We start from the raw sequence: 17,655 nt of genomic DNA, 5'->3' as shown, positions 1-17,655 counted from the left end.
GCTCCCCCCGATCGGGGAGGCCCTTGCCACCACCCGCGCGGGCCGCTACCCGCCTCCGCCTACTGCCGCGAGAACGCCTCCTGGTACAGCGCCGCGAGCTCGGGGGAGCTCTCGCCGCTGAGGCCGCAGGTCAGGATCGTGTCGCCGTCAGCCGCGACCAGGTAGTCGACCCCGGTCTCGAAGACGATGGGGGCCCCGTCCACCGCCGTCTCCCTGCCCTGGGTGACTGTGACGCCGTCGCCGACCTCGCCCGCGTAGCGCTCGAGCACGTGCAGGGTGACGGTGCTCCCGTCGATCGAGCGGACCTCGGCCCGGAACGCGAGCTGAGCGGGGGCCAGCGCGGCGGCCGTCACCGGCGAGCACGTGGCCAGCGGCCCGCCCGTGCTCGGCAGGATCAGCGTCGAGGTGCTGCCCCCGCCCACGCCGAGCGCGAAGGGCAGCAGGAGGGAGGCGGCGGCCCCGGCGCTCAGCGCGCCGACTCCCACGATCAGCCAGGGGGAGCGGCGGCGGGAGTGCACCGTCCGCGTGCCCTCGCCCGTCGCGGCGGCGATCTGCTCGGCGAGCTCGTCGCGGTCGAGCGCGGGGAGGCTCCGCGCGGGGTCGACCGTGCGGAGGAGGCGGCGGACGTCCTCGTCGTCGGTTCCGGTCATCGGAGTCCCCCTTCGGGCGCGTGCGGGTCGGTGGAGTCGTAGAGCTCGGCGAAGCGGCGCCGCGCGCGATGGAGGCGGATCGAGACGGCGTTCGCCGTGACTCCGAGGACCGCGGCGATCCCGCGGACGTCGAGCTCCTCCCACGCCCAGAGGCGCAGCAGCTCGGCGTCCTGCTCGCGCATCCGGGCGAGCACGAGGCGCACGGTCTCCTCCGCGCCCGACGCCTCGCCCTCGTCGATCTGCACCTGGGGCGGATCGACGACCGCGATCCGCTGGGCGAGCATGACCTGGCGGCGCTGCATCCGCCGGGCGTTCTGCAGCTGGAGCCGGGCGACGCCGATCGCCCACGGCACCGGGTCGTCCTCGGGCACGTCGGCGCTGCGGCGCCAGAGCACCGAGAGCGTCGCGGCGAGCACGTCGTCGGCGGTGGCGGAGTCGGTGCGCCGCCAGAGGTAGCGGCGGACGGGATCGGCGACCGCGGCGGCGACCGCGGCGAACCGGTCGGGACCCGCGAGGGGAGCTGGCATGTGCCTCATGCTCCCTCCTGTCCGGGATCGGCGCACATCTTTCACCGGCGCGCCGGGCGGGACTCCGCGCTCTCCCAGCAGCGCAAGAGCGCGGGTCGGCGCTCAGCGCCGCGAGGCGCCGACGAACTCCAGCCAGCCGGCCACGAACGGCTCGATGTCGTCCACCTCGTCCAGCGCGAGAGCGTCCAGATCGACTCCGCGGCACTCCAGCGTGAGGACGTGCCCGCGCACCCACGCGGCCGCGCGCACGGCCCCGGCTCCCTCCCACACCTCGAAGGGCTCCGGAGCCCCGTCGACCGGGATCTCCGCGATCCGCGTGGGAGCGGGCAGCGCCTCCGGCTGCACGAACGAGACGGGCGCCTCCTCGCGGCAGCAGAGCAGCGCGACGTCGTGCCGCGGATCGCCGAGGGTCGTGCGGATCTCGACGGAGGGCCCCGGCCCGCCCGGGACCGCGTCGTCGGCGAGGAACGAGAGCCCCCGCGGGCCGCCCGTCAGCGTCCACTCCGCCAGCAGCCGCGGACCGCTCCAGCCCGAGACCGCCCAGAGCGGGAGGTCGCCGAACGACCCGCGGATCCGCGCGACCCGCTCGGCGAGGTGCGCGGAGAACTCCTCCTCGCCGAGACGCCGCGCTCCGTCCATGGCCCGATCGTAGGTCGGGTGCCTCGGCACGGCCAGACCCCTCGCTACTGTGAACGTCGACCCCCGCCTCCCTTCCCCGCCGAGGAGCCCCATGCCCATCTGGACCCTGCACGGAGACGGCCGCACCGTCGAGCCCGGCGCCGTCGTCGCCCCCGGCGAGCGGCTCGCCTGGCCGGCGACGATCGCCATCGGAATCCAGCACGTCGTCGCCATGTTCGGAGCGACGTTCCTCGTGCCCGTGCTCACCGGGTTCCCGGTCGCCACGACCCTGCTCTTCTCCGGACTCGGGACGCTGCTGTTCCTCCTGATCACGCGCAACCGGCTCCCCAGCTACCTCGGCTCGAGCTTCGCCTTCATCGCGCCCGTCACGGCCGCGACCGCCGTCGGAGGGACGGGGTCGGCGCTCGCCGGAGTCGTCGCCGTGGGCCTCCTCCTGGCCGCCGTCGGCGTCCTCGTGCAGGTCGTCGGCCTCGGCTGGATCGACAGGCTGATGCCGCCGGTCGTCGCCGGCGCGATCGTGGCCCTGATCGGGTTCAACCTGGCTCCGACCGCGTACCTCAGCTTCAAGCAGGCGCCGATCACCGGGACGATCACGCTCGCCGCGATCATCCTCTCGAGCGTGTTCCTCCGCGGCTTCCTCGGCCGCGTCTCGATCTTCCTCGGCGTGGTCATCGGCTACGTCGTCGCCCTGCTGCGGAACGAGATCGACTACTCCGCGGTCGGTGCGGCCGACTGGTTCGGCCTGCCGCCGTTCACCTTCCCCGACTTCGCCTCCGGATCCACGTGGTCGGGCATCGCGATGTTCCTGCCGGTCGTGCTCGTCCTCATCGCCGAGAACGTCGGACACGTCCGCGGCGTCGCGACGATGACCGACGCCTCCGCCAACGCCAGCACCGGCCGGGCCCTGATCGCGGACGGTGTGGCGACCACCCTCTCCGGCGCCTTCGGCGGCTCCGGCACCACGACCTACGGCGAGAACATCGGAGTGATGGCGGCCACCCGCGTGTACTCGACGGCCGCCTACTGGGTCGCCGGCGTCACCGCGATCCTGCTCAGCCTCTCGCCCAAGGTCGGCGCCGTCTTCAACTCGATCCCGGCCGGAGTCCTGGGCGGCGCGACCACCGCGCTCTACGGCCTGATCGGCGTGATCGGCATCAAGATCTGGATCGACAACCGCGTCGACTTCTCGCGCCCGGTCAACCAGTACACCGCCGCGGTCTCCCTCGTGATCGCGATCGCCGGCTTCTCGTTCTCCTCCGGCGGCTTCGAGCTCGGCGGCATCGTCCTCGGCGCCGGCGCCGCCCTCGTGATCTACCACCTGGGCAACGCCATCGCCCGCTGGCGCCGCACCGGCGCCGACGACGGCGGCCCCCTCCCCGCCATCGGCCAGCTCGGCGGGGACCCGCAGGACCGCTGACCACGGCCTGCTCCGTCCTGCCGCTCCCGAGACGCCGCCGTGCCGTCCGGACGCCGCCCGCCCGCGGACGTCCCGGCGTGCGCGGCGGCGTCTCGGGCGCCCGACGGAGCCGTCCCGGCGCGCGCACCGCAGCACCGCCTCCGCTTACCACGTTCGGGTCAGTCCGCAACCCGGTGCGCTCCCAGGCGGCTCCCGCCTAACGTCGAGCGTGACGACCGCAGCAGCGGAACGCCGCACACCGAGTGAGACAGCAAGGAGCACCACCGTGCCGCAGATCATCGAGACCGTCGACGTCAACGTCCCCGTGTCCGTCGCCTACAACCAGTGGACCCAGTTCGAGGAGTTCCCGCGCTTCCTCGACGAGGTCGAGTCGATCCAGCAGGTCACCGACACCCTCACCGTCTGGAAGGTGAAGGTCGGCCCCGTCGAGCGCGAGTTCGAGGCGAACATCACCGAGCAGCACCCCGACGAGCGCGTCGCGTGGAACAGCACCGGCGGCGAGACCGACCACGCGGGCGTCGTCACCTTCCACAAGCTCTCCGACACCGAGACCCGCGTCACCGTGCAGCTCGACTGGGAGCCCAAGGGCTTCCTCGAGACGCTCGGCTCGCTCGTCGGCGCCGGCAGCCATGCCGTGAAGAAGGACCTGAACAACTTCAAGGAGTACATCGAGAAGCAGGGCACCCCCGACGGTGCCTGGCGCGGCGACGTCGAGGCCTGAGCCGTGACCGACGCAGCCACCTCGTCCGAGGGCGAGAAGAAGGCGAACGGTCTCGGCGACGACGAGACCATCCCGCAGTCCGAGGACGGGCTGGCGGTGGGGGTCTCCGGAGACTCGCACTTCAACCCCGAGGAGGACGCTCCCGAGGAGCCCTCCGAGAGCTGACGCTCTCCTCCGGGGAGCCCGACCGCTCTCCTCCGCGAGATGCCACTTGTGCACATGACACGCCGCGAGGCGCGCGCACAGGTGGCATCTCGCGGTTGACGGCTCAGCGCCAGGCCCGGGTGTACTGCGGCGGCACCGGCAGGTCCGCGCCGAGCTCGTGCGCCATCCGCACCGGAGCGTTCGGGTCGCGCAGCAGCTCGCGGGCGAGCAGCACGACGTCGGCGTCGCCGTTCGCGACCACGCCCTCCGCCTGCTCCGCCGTGGTGATGAGTCCCACGGCGCCGACCAGCGCACCGGTCGCCTTCCGCAGGTCGCGCGCGAACGGCACCTGGTAGAGGGGCGCCACCGGGATGCTGGCGTGCACGAGTCCGCCGGTCGACACGTCGAAGAGGTCCACGCCCTCGGCGCGCGCCCACTCCGAGACGGTGATCGTCTCCTCCAGCGTCCAGCCGCCCTCGGCCCAGTCGGTCGCGGAGAAGCGGACGAGCAGAACGAGCTCCCCGATCTCGGCGCGGACCGCGCGGACGACCTCGAGCAGCAGGCGCGCCCGGTTCTCGAGGGAGCCGCCGTAGGAGTCCTCGCGCGTGTTCGAGAGCGGCGACAGGAACTGGTGGAGCAGGTACCCGTGCGCGGCGTGCAGCTCGATCACGTCGAAGCCGGCGTCCGCGGCGCGGCGGGCGGAGGCGCGGAACGCCTCGACGAGGCCGGGCAGCTCGTCCGCCGCCAGCTCGCGCGGCTCCGCGTAGCCCTCGAACGCGACGGCCGAGGGAGCGACGGTCGGCCAGCCGCCGTCCTCCAGCGGCACGGATCCGCGTCCGCTCCATTCGCGGTAGGTCGACGCCTTCCGGCCCGCGTGGGCGAGCTGCACGCCGGCGAGCGCGCCCTGCCCGTGCACGAACTCGACGATCGGAGCCCAGGCGTCGCGCTGCTCGTCGTTCCACAGCCCGGTGTCCCAGGGGCTGATCCGCCCCTCGGGGACGACGGCGGTGGCCTCCGCGATGACGACGCCCGATCCGCCGCGCGCGAGCCCGCCGAGGTGCACGAGGTGCCACGAGGTGGGCACGCCGTCCTGCGCCTCCACCGAGTACTGGCACATCGGTGCCGCCCAGAGGCGGTTGCGCGCGGTCCTCGAGCGGAGCGTCAGCGGCTGGAACAAGGCGGTGTCGGTCATGTCTCTCCTGTCGTGCTTCTCCGCGGAACGCCGCTTCGGCAGGCGATACGCCGATGAGGGCGTACGGCGGCGGCATCTCGCGGAGGGGGTCACGTGCTCCAACCGGGAGGAGAGCCCGGCTATGCCCGGATCAGCGCGGCCAGGTCGACCCGGGCGCGTCCTGCCAGACGGTGCTCGGCGGAGCGAGCGACTCCAGCTCCTCGAACAGCGCGTCGGGGATCTCGAGCGCGTCGTCGGCCACGAAGGAGTCGTAGTGCTCGGCGGAGGTGGCGCCGACGACCGTCGTCGTCACGCGGGGGTCGCGCGTCGAGAACTGCAGCGCGGCGGCGGCGAGCGGCACGCCCGCCCGGTCGCAGGCCGCTCCCATCGCCGCGACGGCGTCGACGATCTCGCGCGGCGCCGGCTGGTAGGCGTAGGAGGCGACCGGCTCCGGCCAGCGTGCGAGGGCGCCTCCGCCGTAGACCGCCGCGTTGACCACGATCACGCCGCGGTCGACGGACGCGTCGATCAGCTCCTCGGAGGAGCGGTCGACGAGCGTGAAGCGGTTGTGGGTGATCACGGCGTCGAACAGGCCGGTGTCGACGTAGTGGCGCAGCATCGGCGCGGGTCCGCCGGAGATCCCGATCGAGAGGGCGACGCCCGCCTCCTTCATCGCGACGAGCGCGCGGACCGAGCCGTCCTCGGCGAAGGCCTCGTCGTACGAGATGCGCTCCGGGTCGTGCAGGTAGAGGAGGGGGAGGACGTCCATCCCGAGGCGCTCGCGGCTCTCGTCGAGGCTGCGGCGCATCCGCTCGGCCGAGTAGCTGCCGGTGCTCGGGTCGCGGTCGAGCTTGGTGACCACGGTGATCCCCTCGGGGACGCCGCCGCGGGCCTGCAGGGCCTCGCCGATCAGGCGCTCGCTGTGGCCGCCGGCGTACTCGTTCGAGGTGTCGACGACGGAGACGGCGCGGGTGGCGGCGTCGGAGTCGAGGACGCGCTCGAGGGCCGGCACCCGGTCGAGGTCGGCGACGCGCTCGGGGCGCCAGGAGGTGCCGAGGGTCAGCCGGGTGACGGTGGCGCCGGACGGGCCGAAGGGCCGGAGGCGGGAGGACTGCGGAGTCATCCGCTCAGCCTGGCAGCGCCGGGGTCCTCCCCGCATCCCGCGGAGGATGAACGGTCAGTGGACGAGAGTGCTCAGCCCGACCACGCCGAAGCCCGGAAGCGTCGTCGCGAGCGTCCCGGCGGAGAGGTGGGCGATCCGGAGGCCGGCGATGGAGCGGAGCGGCGCGGCCGCCTCCGAGGTCGACGAGGTGTCGTGCTCGACGGGGCCTTCCGCGGGGCTCGACGACCGGGCGGCGGACCGGCCCGAGGCCACCCTCACGGCGGGACGCGGGCCGGTGGTGCGGCCTAGGCTCGGCGCGTGACCGTCGATACCGCCGCCGCCGCCGACTCCTCCGCCCGCTCCGCCGTGCTCGACGCTCTCGCCACTCCGGCGCTGGTGCTCGACGAGGCGGTGCTCGACCGCGACATCGCCGCCGTCGCCGCGGCTGCCCGCGAGCGGGGTCTGGCGCTCCGCCCCCACGCGAAGACCCACAAGTCGCTCGAGATCGCCCGGCGCCAGCTCGCCGCGGGGGCCGTCGGGCTCACCGTCGCGACCGTCTCGGAGGCCGAGGTCTTCGCCGCGGGAGGGATCCGCGACCTCTTCATCGCCTACCCGCTCTGGCTCGACGCCGAGCGCGCCGGGCGGCTCCGCCACGTCCTCGCGAGCGCCCGTGTGCGGGTCGGCGTCGACTCGGCGGAGTCGGCCGAGCGCCTGGCCGCGGCCCTGCCCGAGCGCGAGGGGCTCGAGGTCGTCGTCGAGATCGACTCCGGCCACCACCGCAGCGGCGTGCTCCCCGCCGAAGCCGGCGCGATCGCCGCGGCCGCCGTCTCGGCCGGGCTCGACGTCGCCGGCGTCTTCACCTTCCCCGGCCACAGCTACGCGGCCGGCAACGGAGCGGCGGCCGCCCGCGACGAGGCGCGCGCGCTCGCCGAGGCGGTCGCGTCGCTCGCGGCGTCCGGAGTCGAGGCCCGCGTGGTCAGCGGAGGCTCGACCCCCTCGGCCGCGTTCGCCGACTCCTCGGTGCTCACGGAGCTGCGCCCCGGGGTCTCGGCCCTCGGCGACGCCCAGCAGTGGGAGATCGGCACGATGACGCCCGAGGACATCGCCGTCACCGTCCTCGCCACGATCGTGTCCCGCCGCGGCGACCACCTGATCGCCGACGCGGGCAGCAAGGTGCTCTCCTCCGATCGTGGCGCGGCCTCGAGCGGCTTCGGCCGCCTCCCGGAGCACCCGGAGGCGCGCATCCCGGTGCTCTCGGAGCACCATGCGACGATCACCGGTGTCGACCTGCCCGTGGGGACGCGGGTGCGGATCGCGCCGAACCACGTCTGCGTCGCGGTGAACCTGGCCGACGAGTACCGCGTCCTCCTCCGCGACGGCGGCGGCGCCGTCTGGCCCGTCGACGCCCGCGGGCGGAACAGCTAGGCGATCCGCGAGCGCGGGATCCGCAGGCCGAGCAGCGCGCTCGCCGCCAGCAGCACGAAGGCGGAGGCGAAGGCCGCGGTCGGCGATGCGGCGTCGGCGAGAGCGCCTGCGAGCAGCGGCCCGATCACGCCGCCCAGGTCGGACGCGGCCTGGAACACCGAGACCGGCTTGCCGCCGCGCTCGCCCGCGGCGTCACCGACCAGCGCACCCGGGGCCGTGCCCATGAAGGCGGCCGCCGCTCCGTAGACGCAGAGCAGCACGACGAGCAGCCACAGCTCCGAGACGAACGGCATCGCCAGCATCGCCACCGCCGCGACGGAGAATCCGCCGATCAGCGCCGGGCGCCGGCCGACCGTGTCGACGAAGCGGCCGGCGGGCGCTAGCGCGATCGTCTGCACCACCGCGGCGATCGCGAACGCGATGCCGGTCCAGGCGGGCTGCCCGCCGAGCCCCTCGACGACGAGCACGGGGACGAGCGTCGCGCGGACTCCCATCGCCGACCAGCCGAGGGCGAAGTTCGCCAGCACCGCGCTCTGGTACCGGCGGTCGCGGGCGACCTCGCGCAGGGGCTTCGTCCTCGCCGCGGCGGACGGTGCCGCGTCGCGCTCCGGCCGCTGCAGCAGGATCAGCCCGACGAGCCCCGCGATCGCGAGCGTGCCGGCGTAGAAGAAGAAGGGGGCGGTGAGCGAGATCGCCGTGAGCACGCCGCCCACCGCGGGGCCCGCCATGCCGCCGAGCAGGAAACCGCCCTGGTAGAAGCCGATCGAGCGGCCGCGCCGCTCCGGGCTCGCGGTGCGCAGGAGGAGCGTCATCGCCGCGACGGAGAACATCGCGGAGCCGATGCCGCCGACTCCGCGCAGCAGGAGGAGGTGCGGGTAGTCGGAGGCGAAGCCGACCAGCGCCGAGGAGAGCGCGACGATGCCGATGCCGACGGCGAGCACGACCCGCTCGCCGAACCGGTCGACGAGCGGCCCCACGAACGGATTCGCGACCAGCCGCATCAGCGCGAACGCCGAGACGACCGCGCCGACCGCCGTGTAGTCGACGCCGAAGCTGCGCACGTAGGTCGGCAGCACCGGCACGACGACGCCGAACCCCAGCATCACGAAGAAGGCGACGACCCCCAGCACGAGCACGTCCCGCGGCAGTCGCTCGCTGTCTCGGGAACGCCACGGGAATCGCACCTGTCGACGCTACCCCTTCTCGAGGGCCCGGCCCGCGCCTCGATGTGTCGAGTTCGCGCCGACCGTCCGACACCCTCTCCGCGATGGATGCTGTCCCAGGACCCGATGGATCTGCCGGCGAATGAGGAGACGTCATGAAGAGTTCTATGTGTTTCGGGTCCGGTCTCGCTGTCGTCGCGCTGGCGCTGACGTCGGTTCTCGGGGCGCAGGTGGCCTCGGCCGCTCCGATTCAGCCGAACAAGAACTGCGAGGACGAGTTTCAAGGGGGGTGCGTGAAGTGGTACACCGGCGTCTCGACCTGCGATCACATCGTCGAGACCAGTGCCCCGGAACATCGCAAGAAGGCCTGCGCGGTCTGGGTCACGACGGGGACGATGCACATCGAGCGATGAACGATGGTGGACCGCACGACCGCCTCGTCGGCGGTACTCGTATCCGTGCTGCTCCTCGTGGGCTGCACCGAGCCGGGAGGCGATCAGGAGGCCGCTCCCTGTGTCCCGCTCGAGCGCACGTGGAACGACTACGCGCCGGAACTCGATCCCGTTCTGCGTCCACCGTTTCGCGAAGCCCTCGAGGGCTTCGACGAGAGCTCCTCGAACTCGATCGCGTCCGACGCTGCTCGTCTCGCCACGAGCAATCTGCTCTCCGCGATCTCCGGGGATCGACGAGCGAGCGAGTACTTCTGGAACGCCATGGACCTGATCGGCCGTGAGTGCGCCGAGGCGGGAGCCCCGCTGTCGTTCGACCACCACGGCGAGCAGTTGACCACGGGGAGCAGTGCCGTCCACGGGCGCCCGCCCTGGGCTCTCGATCCGCCGCCTCAGCCGGAGAGCGGCACGATCGAGCCGACGATCCCGGAGTAGCTCACGTAGTAGAGGACGCCGTCGCGGTGGAGGACGCCGCGGCCGGGGTAGCTCTCGTCCGGTCCGTCGGGCCCGTCGAGGAAGCCCGGAGCCGCGGTGTCGTCGGCGGTGAACCCCTCGGCGAGGAGCACGGCGCTCCGGTCAGGCCACTCCGCGTCCGGGACCGCCAGCTGCCCGACCACGACCGACACGTCGCCCTGGCCGCTCCACCGGCAGAGCACCCCGTCCTCGGCGATCTCCTGCACGACGGGGTAGTCGACGTCGTAGACCGTCACCTCGGGTGAGAGGGCGAGACCGTCCTCGGCGAGCGACCCCTCCTCGTCGGCGGTGAGCAGGTCCTCGCAGGGGAGCAGGGCGGTGGCCGGGGTCGCGGTGGGCAGCGGAGTCGTGCTGCCGGCGCTCGCGGTCGGCACGGCACTGCTCGTCGTCGGTGCGCTCGAGACCAGCGGTGGAGCGGTCGTCGGGGCCGTCCCCTCGTCGGCGCTCCCCGTGCAGCCGCTCAGCGCGAGCAGCCCCGCCGCGCAGGCGAGCAGCACACCGGCGCCCCTCGCGGTCGTCGTCCGGATCATCGCGAGCCCCCTCGTCCGCGGCGGCCGCGTCGCCGCCCCCTCGATCCTCTCCTCCGCCCTTGTCGGCTGTCCACCGCCCCCGGCCGGCGCCGGGGGCGACTACCGCTTCGGCCCCGCGCCGATCGCCCAGACCCGCGGCGGCACGGTGCCGTTGACCGCGTGGTCGCCGACGATCCGCGCCTTGAACACCCAGGGATTGTGGCTCGCGGCCGTGCGCGCGTTGCGCCAGTGCCGGTCGAGGTTCCTGCGGGTGCTCACCCCGGAGGCGCCCAGCGCGTCGAAGAGGTCGGAGGTCGCCCGGGTGGCCAGCTGCGTCAGGACGATCTGGGCCTGCGCGGTCTCGAGCTCGGCGAGGTCGTTCTGCCGCTCGTCCTCGAGCGGGTCGCCGTCGAGGGCCGCGTCGTGCGCCCGCTGCAGCGCGACCGCCGCGCGCTCCACGATCGCCGCTCCCGCATAGGCGGCGGCCGAGACCTGTCCCACCACCTGCAGGATCTGCGGATCCGCCGCGAACGACTCGGCGTTCCCGTGCGAGAAGATCCGGGTCCGCGCCCGCACCTCGGCTGCGATCTCGCGCTCGGCCCCCGCGATCGAGCCCGCCAGCACGGCCAGCAGCACCGCCTGGTAGAACGCGGTCTGGTAGCGGAACCGGGTCTCGAAGTCGATCACGTCCTCGGCCGCGACCACCGCCTCCGTGAAGGTGCTCGTCCCCGAGCCTGTGGTGCGCTGGCCGAAGCCGTCCCAGTCGTCGGCGTGCTCGACGCCCGCCTGGCGAGCGTCGACGATCGCGATCACCTTCTGCCCGGTGTCGGTGCGCTGGGCGAAGGTGTCGATCCAGTCGGCGAAGACGCTGCCGGTGGAGTAGTACTTCGTGCCGGTCACCGTGAACCGCGTCGGGTCGCCCTCGACCGGAGCGACCTTCGTCTGCACGTCGCCGATCGCGACCGTGCCGACCTCGGTCCAGGCGTTGCCGCCGAGCTCGCCGTCGGCGAAGCGCCGGAGCCAGCGCTCGCGGGTCCCGTCGGTCGCGAGCAGTCGGTCCTCGACCAGGGCGAAGTGGCCGCGGAGCGCCTGGGGCAGGTTGGAGTCGGCGGCGGCCAGCTCCGTCAGCAGGCGGAACAGCTGGGGGAGGCTCGCGCCGGCCCCGCCGGACTCCAGCGGCACGCGCACCGCGCCGAACCCGGCCTCCGCGAGCGCTCGGATCTGCGCGACCGGCAGCTGGCGCGCGCTCTCGCGCGCCGCCGCCCCCGCCGCGATCTCGGCGAACAGCGGCCGGAACCGCCCCGCCAGCTCCTCGTAGTCCACCTCGGGCACGGCCCGCACGTCGGTCGCGGTCATCGTCGGCTCCTGTTCCGCTGCGCCCACCCCGGGCGGCTCGTGCTCGACGGTAGGGGAGGAGCCCGGTCCGCGGTCCGCCCGTGACGCCCGGTGTCCCTCCGTGACCTCCGGTGTCCCTCCGTGACGCCCGGATCGGGGAATGCCTCGTCCCCGGGGCTGTTGGCCCAGGGGATGTCCTCCACCACTCCCGTCCCCCCGTCCGACCCCCGCAGCGCCCTCGTCGTCGGTGCGACCGGCATCGGCGGCTCCGCCCTCGTCGACCTGCTCACCGAGCAGGGCTGGCCGGTTACCGCCCTCTCGCGCCGCCCGATCGACGCGCGCCCCGGCGTCACTCCGCTCGCCGCCGACCTGCGCTCCGCCGAGGACCTGGCCCGCGTGCTCGCCGACCAGCGCCCCACGCACGTCTTCTTCACCGCCTGGTCGCGCCAGGCGACGGAGGAGGAGAACATCGCGGTCAACGGCGGCATGGTCCGCGACCTCCTCGCCGCGCTCGCGCACGCTCCCGTCGAGCACGTCGCGCTGGTGACCGGCCTCAAGCACTACCTGGGCCCGTTCGAGGCGTACGGGCAGGGCGCGATGCCCGACACCCCGTTCCACGAGGAGGAGGAGCGCCTCGACGCCCCGAACTTCTACTACGCGCAGGAGGACGAGCTCTTCGCCGCGGCCGGGCGCGCCGGGTTCACCTGGTCGGTGCACCGTTCGCACACGGTCATCGGGCACGCCGTCGGCAACGCGATGAACATGGGGCTGACCCTCGCGGTCGCGGCGTCGATCCACCGTGCCGAGGGCACCCCGTTCGTGTTCCCCGGCTCGCTCACGCAGTGGAACGGACTCACCGACATGACCGACGCGACGATCCTCGCCGAGCAGATGCTCTGGGCGTCGACGTCGGAGGCGGGCCGCGACCAGGCCTTCAACGTGGTCAACGGCGACGTCTTCCGCTGGCGCTGGATGTGGAGCCGGATCGCTGAGCACTTCGGCGTCGAGCCGGTCGGCCCGGGGGAGGAGCCGCAGCCGCTCGAGCAGCAGATGGCCGATGCCGAGCCCGTCTGGCGGCGTCTCGTCGACGAGCACGGGCTGATCGAGCCCGACCTCTCCCGCGTCGCCTCCTGGTGGCACACGGACGCCGACCTCGGCCGGAACCTCGAGGTCGTCACCGACATCGGCAAGTGCCGCCTCGCCGGCTTCACGGCGTTCCACCGGACGGTCGACTCGTTCACGGCGCTCTTCGACCGCTACCGCGCGGAGCGCCTGATCCCCTAGCCCGTCGGCCCTCATCCGTCGCCGCTCCGTCGTCCGCCGGACACCCCGTCGACACCCCTCGTCTCCCCGCCGTGCCTAGCGTCACGGCATGGCGGCGAGCGGATGATCGAGCGGGTGGACCCGTTCCTGGGCACGGAGGCGACCGCGCTCGCGGAGCCGACGGGGCTCGCAGCGACGTGGTGGTCGCCGAAGCCGCAGATCGGGAACACGCACCCCGGAGCCACCTACCCCCTCGGCATGGTGTCCGCGTGCTCCTACTCCGGCGCCTATCCGACGGGCTACGGCCGCTACGACCTCGCGCTCGAGGGGGTCCCGCCGACGCTCCACGACGGCCTCGAGGCGAGCGGATTCACCCACTTCCAGCAGTCGGGCACCGGCGCGATCCGCAAGTACTACAACTACCTGCGGGTCACGCCGATGCTCGAGCCGCTCGACGAGCTCGGGCGCAGCTGGGCCCTCGAGGACGAGGTGGCGGAGCCCGGCTACTACGCGGCGACCCTCTCCTCCGGCGTGCGGGCCGAGCTCACCGTCGGGCCCGCCTCCGTGGTGCACCGCTACACCTTCCCCGAGCACCGCAGCGCCCGCGTGGTGGTCGACCTCTCCCTCGGGGGTCTGGCGATCCCGAGCGGAGCGACGGTGCCGCTGCGCGCGCAGCTGCACTCGATCTCGCCCGGCGTCGCGGCCGGCGAGGTCGTGATGGAGGGGGCGCCGCTCGCGGTGCACCTGGAGTGCGACGCCCTGCAGTGGCGGCAGATGCTCTGGTACGACCGCCGGCTGATGCCCGGCGGGACCCGGCTCGACTTCGACCACATCCGTCCCACCACGCTGCGCCCCTTCGGGCTGATGTGGGCGGGACCCAGCACGGCCGGGCAGACCGTCGAGCTCCGGATGGGCTTCTCGCTGCGGGGCACCGACCGCGCCCGCGAGAACCTGCATCGCGACGTCCCTCCTGCGGGCACCGGGTTCGACCAGCGCCGTGATCGCACCCGCAAGACGTGGCGGAAGCGCCTGCGCACGATCGCCGTCGACACCCCGTCCGCCGAGCGCGAGACGGTCTTCTCGACCGCGCTCTACCACTCGCTGATCAAGCCGTGCCTCGCCCCCTCCGAGAGCCCGTTCTGGCCGACGGACGGACCCTTCGTCTTCGACATCAGCACGATGTGGGACATCTACCGCACTCAGCTCCCGCTGCTCACGACGCTGCTGCCCGAGCGGGCGGTCGAGATCGCGGCTGCGCTCCTCACCATCTGCGAGGAGGAGGGCAACTTCCCGATCGGCTACCGGATGGCCAAGGGCAGCGACCGGTTCTCGCGCCAGGGCAGTGCCCTCGCGCACACCTTCCTCGCCGACCTCTGCCGGCTGGGGCTGCCCGGCGTCGACTGGGACGCCGCTCTCGTGCACATGAGCGAGGACCTCAAGCGGATGTACGGCGAGGAGTTCCTCGCCGCGGGGGAGGCTCACCCGATCAGCCACACGCTCGACCTGGCGCACGGCTACTGGTGCACAGCGGTCGTGGCCCGCCACGTCGGCGATCTCGAGCTCGCCGAGCAGCTCGAGGAGCGCGCCGCGCAGTGGGTGAACGCGTTCGACCTCCGCTCCGGCCTGCTCAAGGACTCGACGTACTACGAGGGCACCCGCCACAACTACTCCTTCCGCCTGCTGCACGACATGGCCGGGCGCATCGCCCTCAGCGGAGGGGACGAGGGCTTCGTCGCCCAGCTGGACGAGTTCTTCGGCTACGGAGCCGAGCCGGTCGTCCAGCCCGGGCTGCGCCCCGAGCGGAGCGAGATGCTCGCGGGAGCCGAGCTCGGACGCTTCGAGGGGCTCAACAACGAGCCCGACATGGACTCGCCGTGGGCGTACCACTACGCGGGACGGCCCGACCGGACCGCCGAGATCGTGCACGGCGTGCTGCACCAGCGGTTCGGAGCGGGCCGGGGAGGCCTGCCGGGGAACGACGACTCCGGCGGCCTCAGCTCCTGGTACGTGTGGGCGAGCCTCGGGCTGTTCCCCGTCGCCGGGCAGGGCCTGGTGCTGGTCAACGCGCCGAGCTTCGCGCGCGCGTCGGTGGCGATCGGAGGGGCCGACCTCGAGATCCGGACCACCGGCTTCGTCGAGCCCGAGCCGGGTGGGCCGGTCCAGTACGTGCAGTCGGCCGAGTTCGACGGCGCGCCCCTCCTGACGAGCGTCCTGACCGCGGCCGCGCTCCATCGCGGCGGCGAGCTGCTCCTGCACCTCGGTCCGGAGCCCTCCGACTGGGGGACCCTGCCCGAGCACCGGCCGCCCTCGTGGCCGGCGCGCCGGCACTGACCCCCGCTCGCCGTCACCCCCGCCACCACCGACCCCGCGCGCCCGGCCTCCGCCGCCGCACCCGACCGACGACCCCTGAAGGAGACCCATGGACCAGAGCACGCACGCGAACACCGTGCAGAACAGACTCGTCATCGTCGTCCGCGCCGATCCGGTGATCTGCGGGCACTCCGTCGAAGCGCGCAATCTCGCCGAGACCGCCCGGGAGCGCGGATTCGACGAGGTCCGGATCGTCACCTGGCCGATCGACCGGCTCGAGGCCGCGGGCCTCCCGCTCAAGCCGCTCGACGCCGTGCTGCCCTACAGCGACGGCATCGTCGTGGAGCGGCCGGGACCCGTGGGCGACTACAAGGTCCCGGACGGCCGCTGGCTGGCCGGGATGACCGGACGCCTGATCGAGCTGTTCACCGACGGCGTCCCGACCGTCTGCCTCTCGCTCTACCTGAGCCCGCACACGCTCGTCGTGGCCGACGCCCTCCGCGCCGCCTGGAGCACCGGACTCCCCGTCGAGGTCACCACGATCGCCGAGGCCGTCGGCTCCGACGTCACCAACGTGGTCCGCCGGGCGGTGGAGGAGGGCCGGCTGGGCGCCGCCGCGCACATCCTCTCCTCCTACCTCTCGCAGGATCACTGCGTCGCGGTGTCGGAGTACACGCGCGACCTGATCATCGAGGAGGCGGAGCGCGTCGACGCCGCGCACGGGACGCGCTTCGCTCCGCAGTGCCGGGAGCGCATCGCCGTGTCCTACCCGGCGATCGACGCGGACGCCTACCTCGACCTCGACCCCGGCGTCGTCGAGGAGGTCGTGCGGGCCCGCGGACTCCGGACCGACGGCTACGTCCTCTTCCTCTCGCGCCTGACCGAGGCGAAGGGCGTGGAGGACCTCATCACGGGTTACGAGCGCAGTGCCGTCCACGAGCGCCACGAGCTCGTCATCGCGGGTCGCGGTCCGCAGGAGGCGGAGCTGCGCCGGATCGCGGCGGCGTCGCCGCTGGCGCACCGCATCCGCTTCCTCGACGACGTCGGCGACGCGGAGAAGCCCTTCCTGATGGCGGGCTGCGCGGCGTTCGTGCTCCCGAGCAAGCCGCGGCCCGAGTTCGTCGAGACCTTCGGCATCGCGCTGGCCGAGAAGATGCTCGCCGGGGGCGGGCCGATCATCACCACGCTGACCGGCGGCATCGGCGAGGCGATCGGCGAGCACGCCTTCGTGACCCCGGTCGACAGCCCGGACACGATCGCCGCGCTCCTCGACCACGCCGTCCTCGAGCTCAGCGCCGACGATCGCGCACGCCGAGCGGCGGCCGCCCGGGAGTACGCCCTGCAGTTCGATCGGCGGGTCGTGTTCGACCGCCTCTTCGCCCGCCTGGCGCGGCCCGCCGTGGCGACGGCGGCGCTCTAGCGGCGGGAGTCCGGAGAGGCCGTCGCTGCGGCGCCCCTCGCGATGAGCACGTCCGGCGAGAGCTGGTGGCGCACGAAGCGGAGCGTGAAGCTGCGGCGGTCTCCTCCGGAGACCCGCTCGGCGAGGACGCGGATGCCGAGGACGGCGACGACGCGCCACTGCTCGGTCTCGTGGGCGACGACGGCGCAGAAGAGGTCGCCCGGGCGCACCTCGTCGACGGTGGTGGTGAGGCTGTTCGTTCCGTGGGTCATCTGGCCGCTCCTGGTTCCGGCGGACCTCGCGGACGGCGCTTCGGGTGCGCCGCGCAGCCGTCCGCCGGTCGCTCGAGAGGGGGGCCCGAGCGGCCGGCGGCCGGTCATGCGTGCGACAGCAGGGACGAGCCCGCCGGAACGACCCCGTGCCGCAGGAGCAGTGTAGGACTGCGACCCTGACCGTGGCGCGGAATGTCAACCACTTGCGAGCGCGCTCCCGGGGTTCTCAGGCCCGGAGACGACGGAACCCGCCTCCCGGGCGGGAAGGCGGGTCGTGTCGGTGTGCGGCGGCGGAGCCTGATCGGGAGCGGCTCCGGCGCGGAGGGTCAGGCGGCGGGCTCGGCGCGGCGCAGCGGGACGGCGGCGTTGCTCGTCGGCTCGGGCACGATGCGGAGGCCGGCGCCGCTGTTGGCGCGCTCCATGAGGGCCTCGACCCACTCCGGGTTGATCGTGGGCTGGCGGCTGCCCTTGAACTCGAACTGGATCGGGATGGTCGGGTGCATCCACACGCCGCGGCGGCCGGTGCCGGCCTGGGGGCTCGCGTCGAGGGTGAGCAGGAAGCGCTCATCGCGGCGGAACTTGTTGATGATGACGATCTGGAGGTGGGCGAGGGCGCGGTCCTCGACCTCGATGGCGGCGGGGGGAGTGCCGTACAGGATGTTGCCCATGGTGTGCTCCGATCTGA

General features: G+C 73.4%; 20 protein-coding genes. 9 read left to right on the top strand and 11 right to left on the bottom strand.

Annotation, left to right across the window (positions count from 1 at the left end):
• Positions 1-59: 59 nt before the first annotated feature.
• The 3 genes from C5D50_RS00895 to C5D50_RS00885 form a co-directional block, all read right to left on the bottom strand.
• The gene (locus C5D50_RS00895) at positions 60-650 is read right to left on the bottom strand and encodes a hypothetical protein (RefSeq protein ID WP_104282467.1); all 591 of its coding nucleotides are present in this window, start codon (positions 648-650) and stop codon (positions 60-62) included.
• A complete protein-coding gene (locus C5D50_RS00890; RefSeq protein ID WP_160033683.1) occupies positions 647-1,177 on the bottom strand; it encodes an RNA polymerase sigma factor in 531 nt (176 codons plus the stop codon). Before C5D50_RS00890 ends, C5D50_RS00895 begins: the two co-directional genes overlap by 4 nt.
• A 102-nt stretch (positions 1,178-1,279) precedes the next feature.
• Positions 1,280-1,816 carry a hypothetical protein gene (locus tag C5D50_RS00885; RefSeq protein ID WP_104246989.1) on the bottom strand — a complete coding sequence of 179 codons (537 nt, stop codon included), beginning with the start codon at positions 1,814-1,816 and terminating at the stop codon, positions 1,280-1,282.
• A 91-nt stretch (positions 1,817-1,907) separates the two neighbouring features.
• Here C5D50_RS00885 and C5D50_RS00880 point away from each other — a divergent pair, with 91 nt between their 5' ends.
• From C5D50_RS00880 to C5D50_RS16420, 3 genes are all read left to right on the top strand, one after another.
• The gene (locus tag C5D50_RS00880; RefSeq protein WP_104282466.1) at positions 1,908-3,233 is read left to right on the top strand and encodes a uracil-xanthine permease family protein; all 1,326 of its coding nucleotides are present in this window, start codon (positions 1,908-1,910) and stop codon (positions 3,231-3,233) included.
• A 265-nt stretch (positions 3,234-3,498) separates the two neighbouring features.
• A complete protein-coding gene (locus C5D50_RS00875) occupies positions 3,499-3,954 on the top strand; it encodes an SRPBCC family protein (RefSeq protein ID WP_104224157.1) in 456 nt (151 codons plus the stop codon).
• 3 nt (positions 3,955-3,957) lie between these two features.
• Positions 3,958-4,119 carry a hypothetical protein gene (locus C5D50_RS16420; RefSeq protein WP_181136495.1) on the top strand — a complete coding sequence of 54 codons (162 nt, stop codon included), beginning with the start codon at positions 3,958-3,960 and terminating at the stop codon, positions 4,117-4,119.
• Positions 4,120-4,222: 103 nt separating this feature from the next.
• On the opposite strand, the gene C5D50_RS00870 is transcribed toward C5D50_RS16420, so the two are convergent.
• The 3 genes from C5D50_RS00870 to C5D50_RS00860 all read right to left on the bottom strand — a co-directional run bounded on the left by C5D50_RS00870 (position 4,223) and on the right by C5D50_RS00860 (position 6,650).
• Positions 4,223-5,290, bottom strand: a complete 1,068-nt coding sequence (locus C5D50_RS00870) for an NADH:flavin oxidoreductase/NADH oxidase (RefSeq protein WP_104282465.1) — start codon at positions 5,288-5,290, stop codon at positions 4,223-4,225.
• Positions 5,291-5,420: 130 nt separating this feature from the next.
• Entirely contained in the window at positions 5,421-6,392 is a 972-nt protein-coding gene (locus tag C5D50_RS00865) for an aldo/keto reductase (protein ID WP_181137259.1), read from the bottom strand.
• 54 nt (positions 6,393-6,446) lie between these two features.
• Positions 6,447-6,650: a hypothetical protein gene (locus C5D50_RS00860; protein WP_104282463.1), complete on the bottom strand. Its 204-nt coding sequence runs from the start codon at positions 6,648-6,650 to the stop codon at positions 6,447-6,449.
• A gap of 39 nt (positions 6,651-6,689) precedes the next feature.
• On the opposite strand from C5D50_RS00860, the gene C5D50_RS00855 reads away from it, so the two are divergent.
• Positions 6,690-7,796 carry an alanine racemase gene (locus C5D50_RS00855; protein WP_258069513.1) on the top strand — a complete coding sequence of 369 codons (1,107 nt, stop codon included), beginning with the start codon at positions 6,690-6,692 and terminating at the stop codon, positions 7,794-7,796.
• Here C5D50_RS00855 and C5D50_RS00850 read toward each other — a convergent pair.
• Positions 7,793-8,980, bottom strand: a complete 1,188-nt coding sequence (locus C5D50_RS00850; RefSeq protein ID WP_244229579.1) for an MFS transporter — start codon at positions 8,978-8,980, stop codon at positions 7,793-7,795. The two genes, C5D50_RS00855 and C5D50_RS00850, sit on opposite strands and share 4 nt — an antisense overlap.
• A gap of 134 nt (positions 8,981-9,114) precedes the next feature.
• Here C5D50_RS00850 and C5D50_RS00845 point away from each other — a divergent pair, with 134 nt between their 5' ends.
• Complete coding sequence (locus C5D50_RS00845) at positions 9,115-9,372, top strand: hypothetical protein (protein ID WP_104282462.1); 258 nt, start codon at positions 9,115-9,117, stop codon at positions 9,370-9,372.
• A gap of 3 nt (positions 9,373-9,375) precedes the next feature.
• Positions 9,376-9,843 (top strand): hypothetical protein, encoded by a 468-nt coding sequence (locus C5D50_RS00840; protein ID WP_104282461.1) that lies wholly within the window; start codon positions 9,376-9,378, stop codon positions 9,841-9,843.
• Here the strand turns inward: C5D50_RS00840 and C5D50_RS00835 are convergent.
• Positions 9,801-10,412 carry a hypothetical protein gene (locus C5D50_RS00835; protein ID WP_104282460.1) on the bottom strand — a complete coding sequence of 204 codons (612 nt, stop codon included), beginning with the start codon at positions 10,410-10,412 and terminating at the stop codon, positions 9,801-9,803. The genes C5D50_RS00840 and C5D50_RS00835 overlap by 43 nt on opposite strands.
• A gap of 99 nt (positions 10,413-10,511) precedes the next feature.
• Positions 10,512-11,747 (bottom strand): acyl-CoA dehydrogenase family protein, encoded by a 1,236-nt coding sequence (locus C5D50_RS00830; protein ID WP_104282459.1) that lies wholly within the window; start codon positions 11,745-11,747, stop codon positions 10,512-10,514.
• 171 nt (positions 11,748-11,918) lie between these two features.
• On the opposite strand from C5D50_RS00830, the gene C5D50_RS00825 reads away from it, so the two are divergent.
• The 3 genes from C5D50_RS00825 to C5D50_RS00815 all read left to right on the top strand — a co-directional run bounded on the left by C5D50_RS00825 (position 11,919) and on the right by C5D50_RS00815 (position 16,719).
• A complete protein-coding gene (locus tag C5D50_RS00825; RefSeq protein ID WP_104282458.1) occupies positions 11,919-13,010 on the top strand; it encodes an SDR family oxidoreductase in 1,092 nt (363 codons plus the stop codon).
• Positions 13,011-13,124: 114 nt separating this feature from the next.
• The gene (locus C5D50_RS00820; protein ID WP_258069512.1) at positions 13,125-15,320 is read left to right on the top strand and encodes a glycoside hydrolase domain-containing protein; all 2,196 of its coding nucleotides are present in this window, start codon (positions 13,125-13,127) and stop codon (positions 15,318-15,320) included.
• A gap of 88 nt (positions 15,321-15,408) precedes the next feature.
• Positions 15,409-16,719 carry a glycosyltransferase gene (locus C5D50_RS00815; RefSeq protein ID WP_104249746.1) on the top strand — a complete coding sequence of 437 codons (1,311 nt, stop codon included), beginning with the start codon at positions 15,409-15,411 and terminating at the stop codon, positions 16,717-16,719.
• Here C5D50_RS00815 and C5D50_RS00810 read toward each other — a convergent pair.
• Together C5D50_RS00810 and C5D50_RS00805 are read right to left on the bottom strand one after the other, a co-directional pair.
• A complete protein-coding gene (locus C5D50_RS00810; RefSeq protein ID WP_104246999.1) occupies positions 16,716-16,970 on the bottom strand; it encodes a hypothetical protein in 255 nt (84 codons plus the stop codon). The two genes, C5D50_RS00815 and C5D50_RS00810, sit on opposite strands and share 4 nt — an antisense overlap.
• 326 nt (positions 16,971-17,296) lie before the next feature.
• Positions 17,297-17,638 (bottom strand): ATP-dependent DNA ligase, encoded by a 342-nt coding sequence (locus tag C5D50_RS00805; RefSeq protein WP_104224199.1) that lies wholly within the window; start codon positions 17,636-17,638, stop codon positions 17,297-17,299.
• Positions 17,639-17,655: the final 17 nt, after the last annotated feature.

It is taken from the genome of Rathayibacter sp. RFBD1 (genome assembly GCF_002932915.1).
GTDB lineage: Bacteria > Actinomycetota > Actinomycetes > Actinomycetales > Microbacteriaceae > Rathayibacter.
The sequence above is the reverse complement of the archived record's forward strand: the minus strand, read 5'-3'. Positions and strand labels throughout refer to the sequence as shown.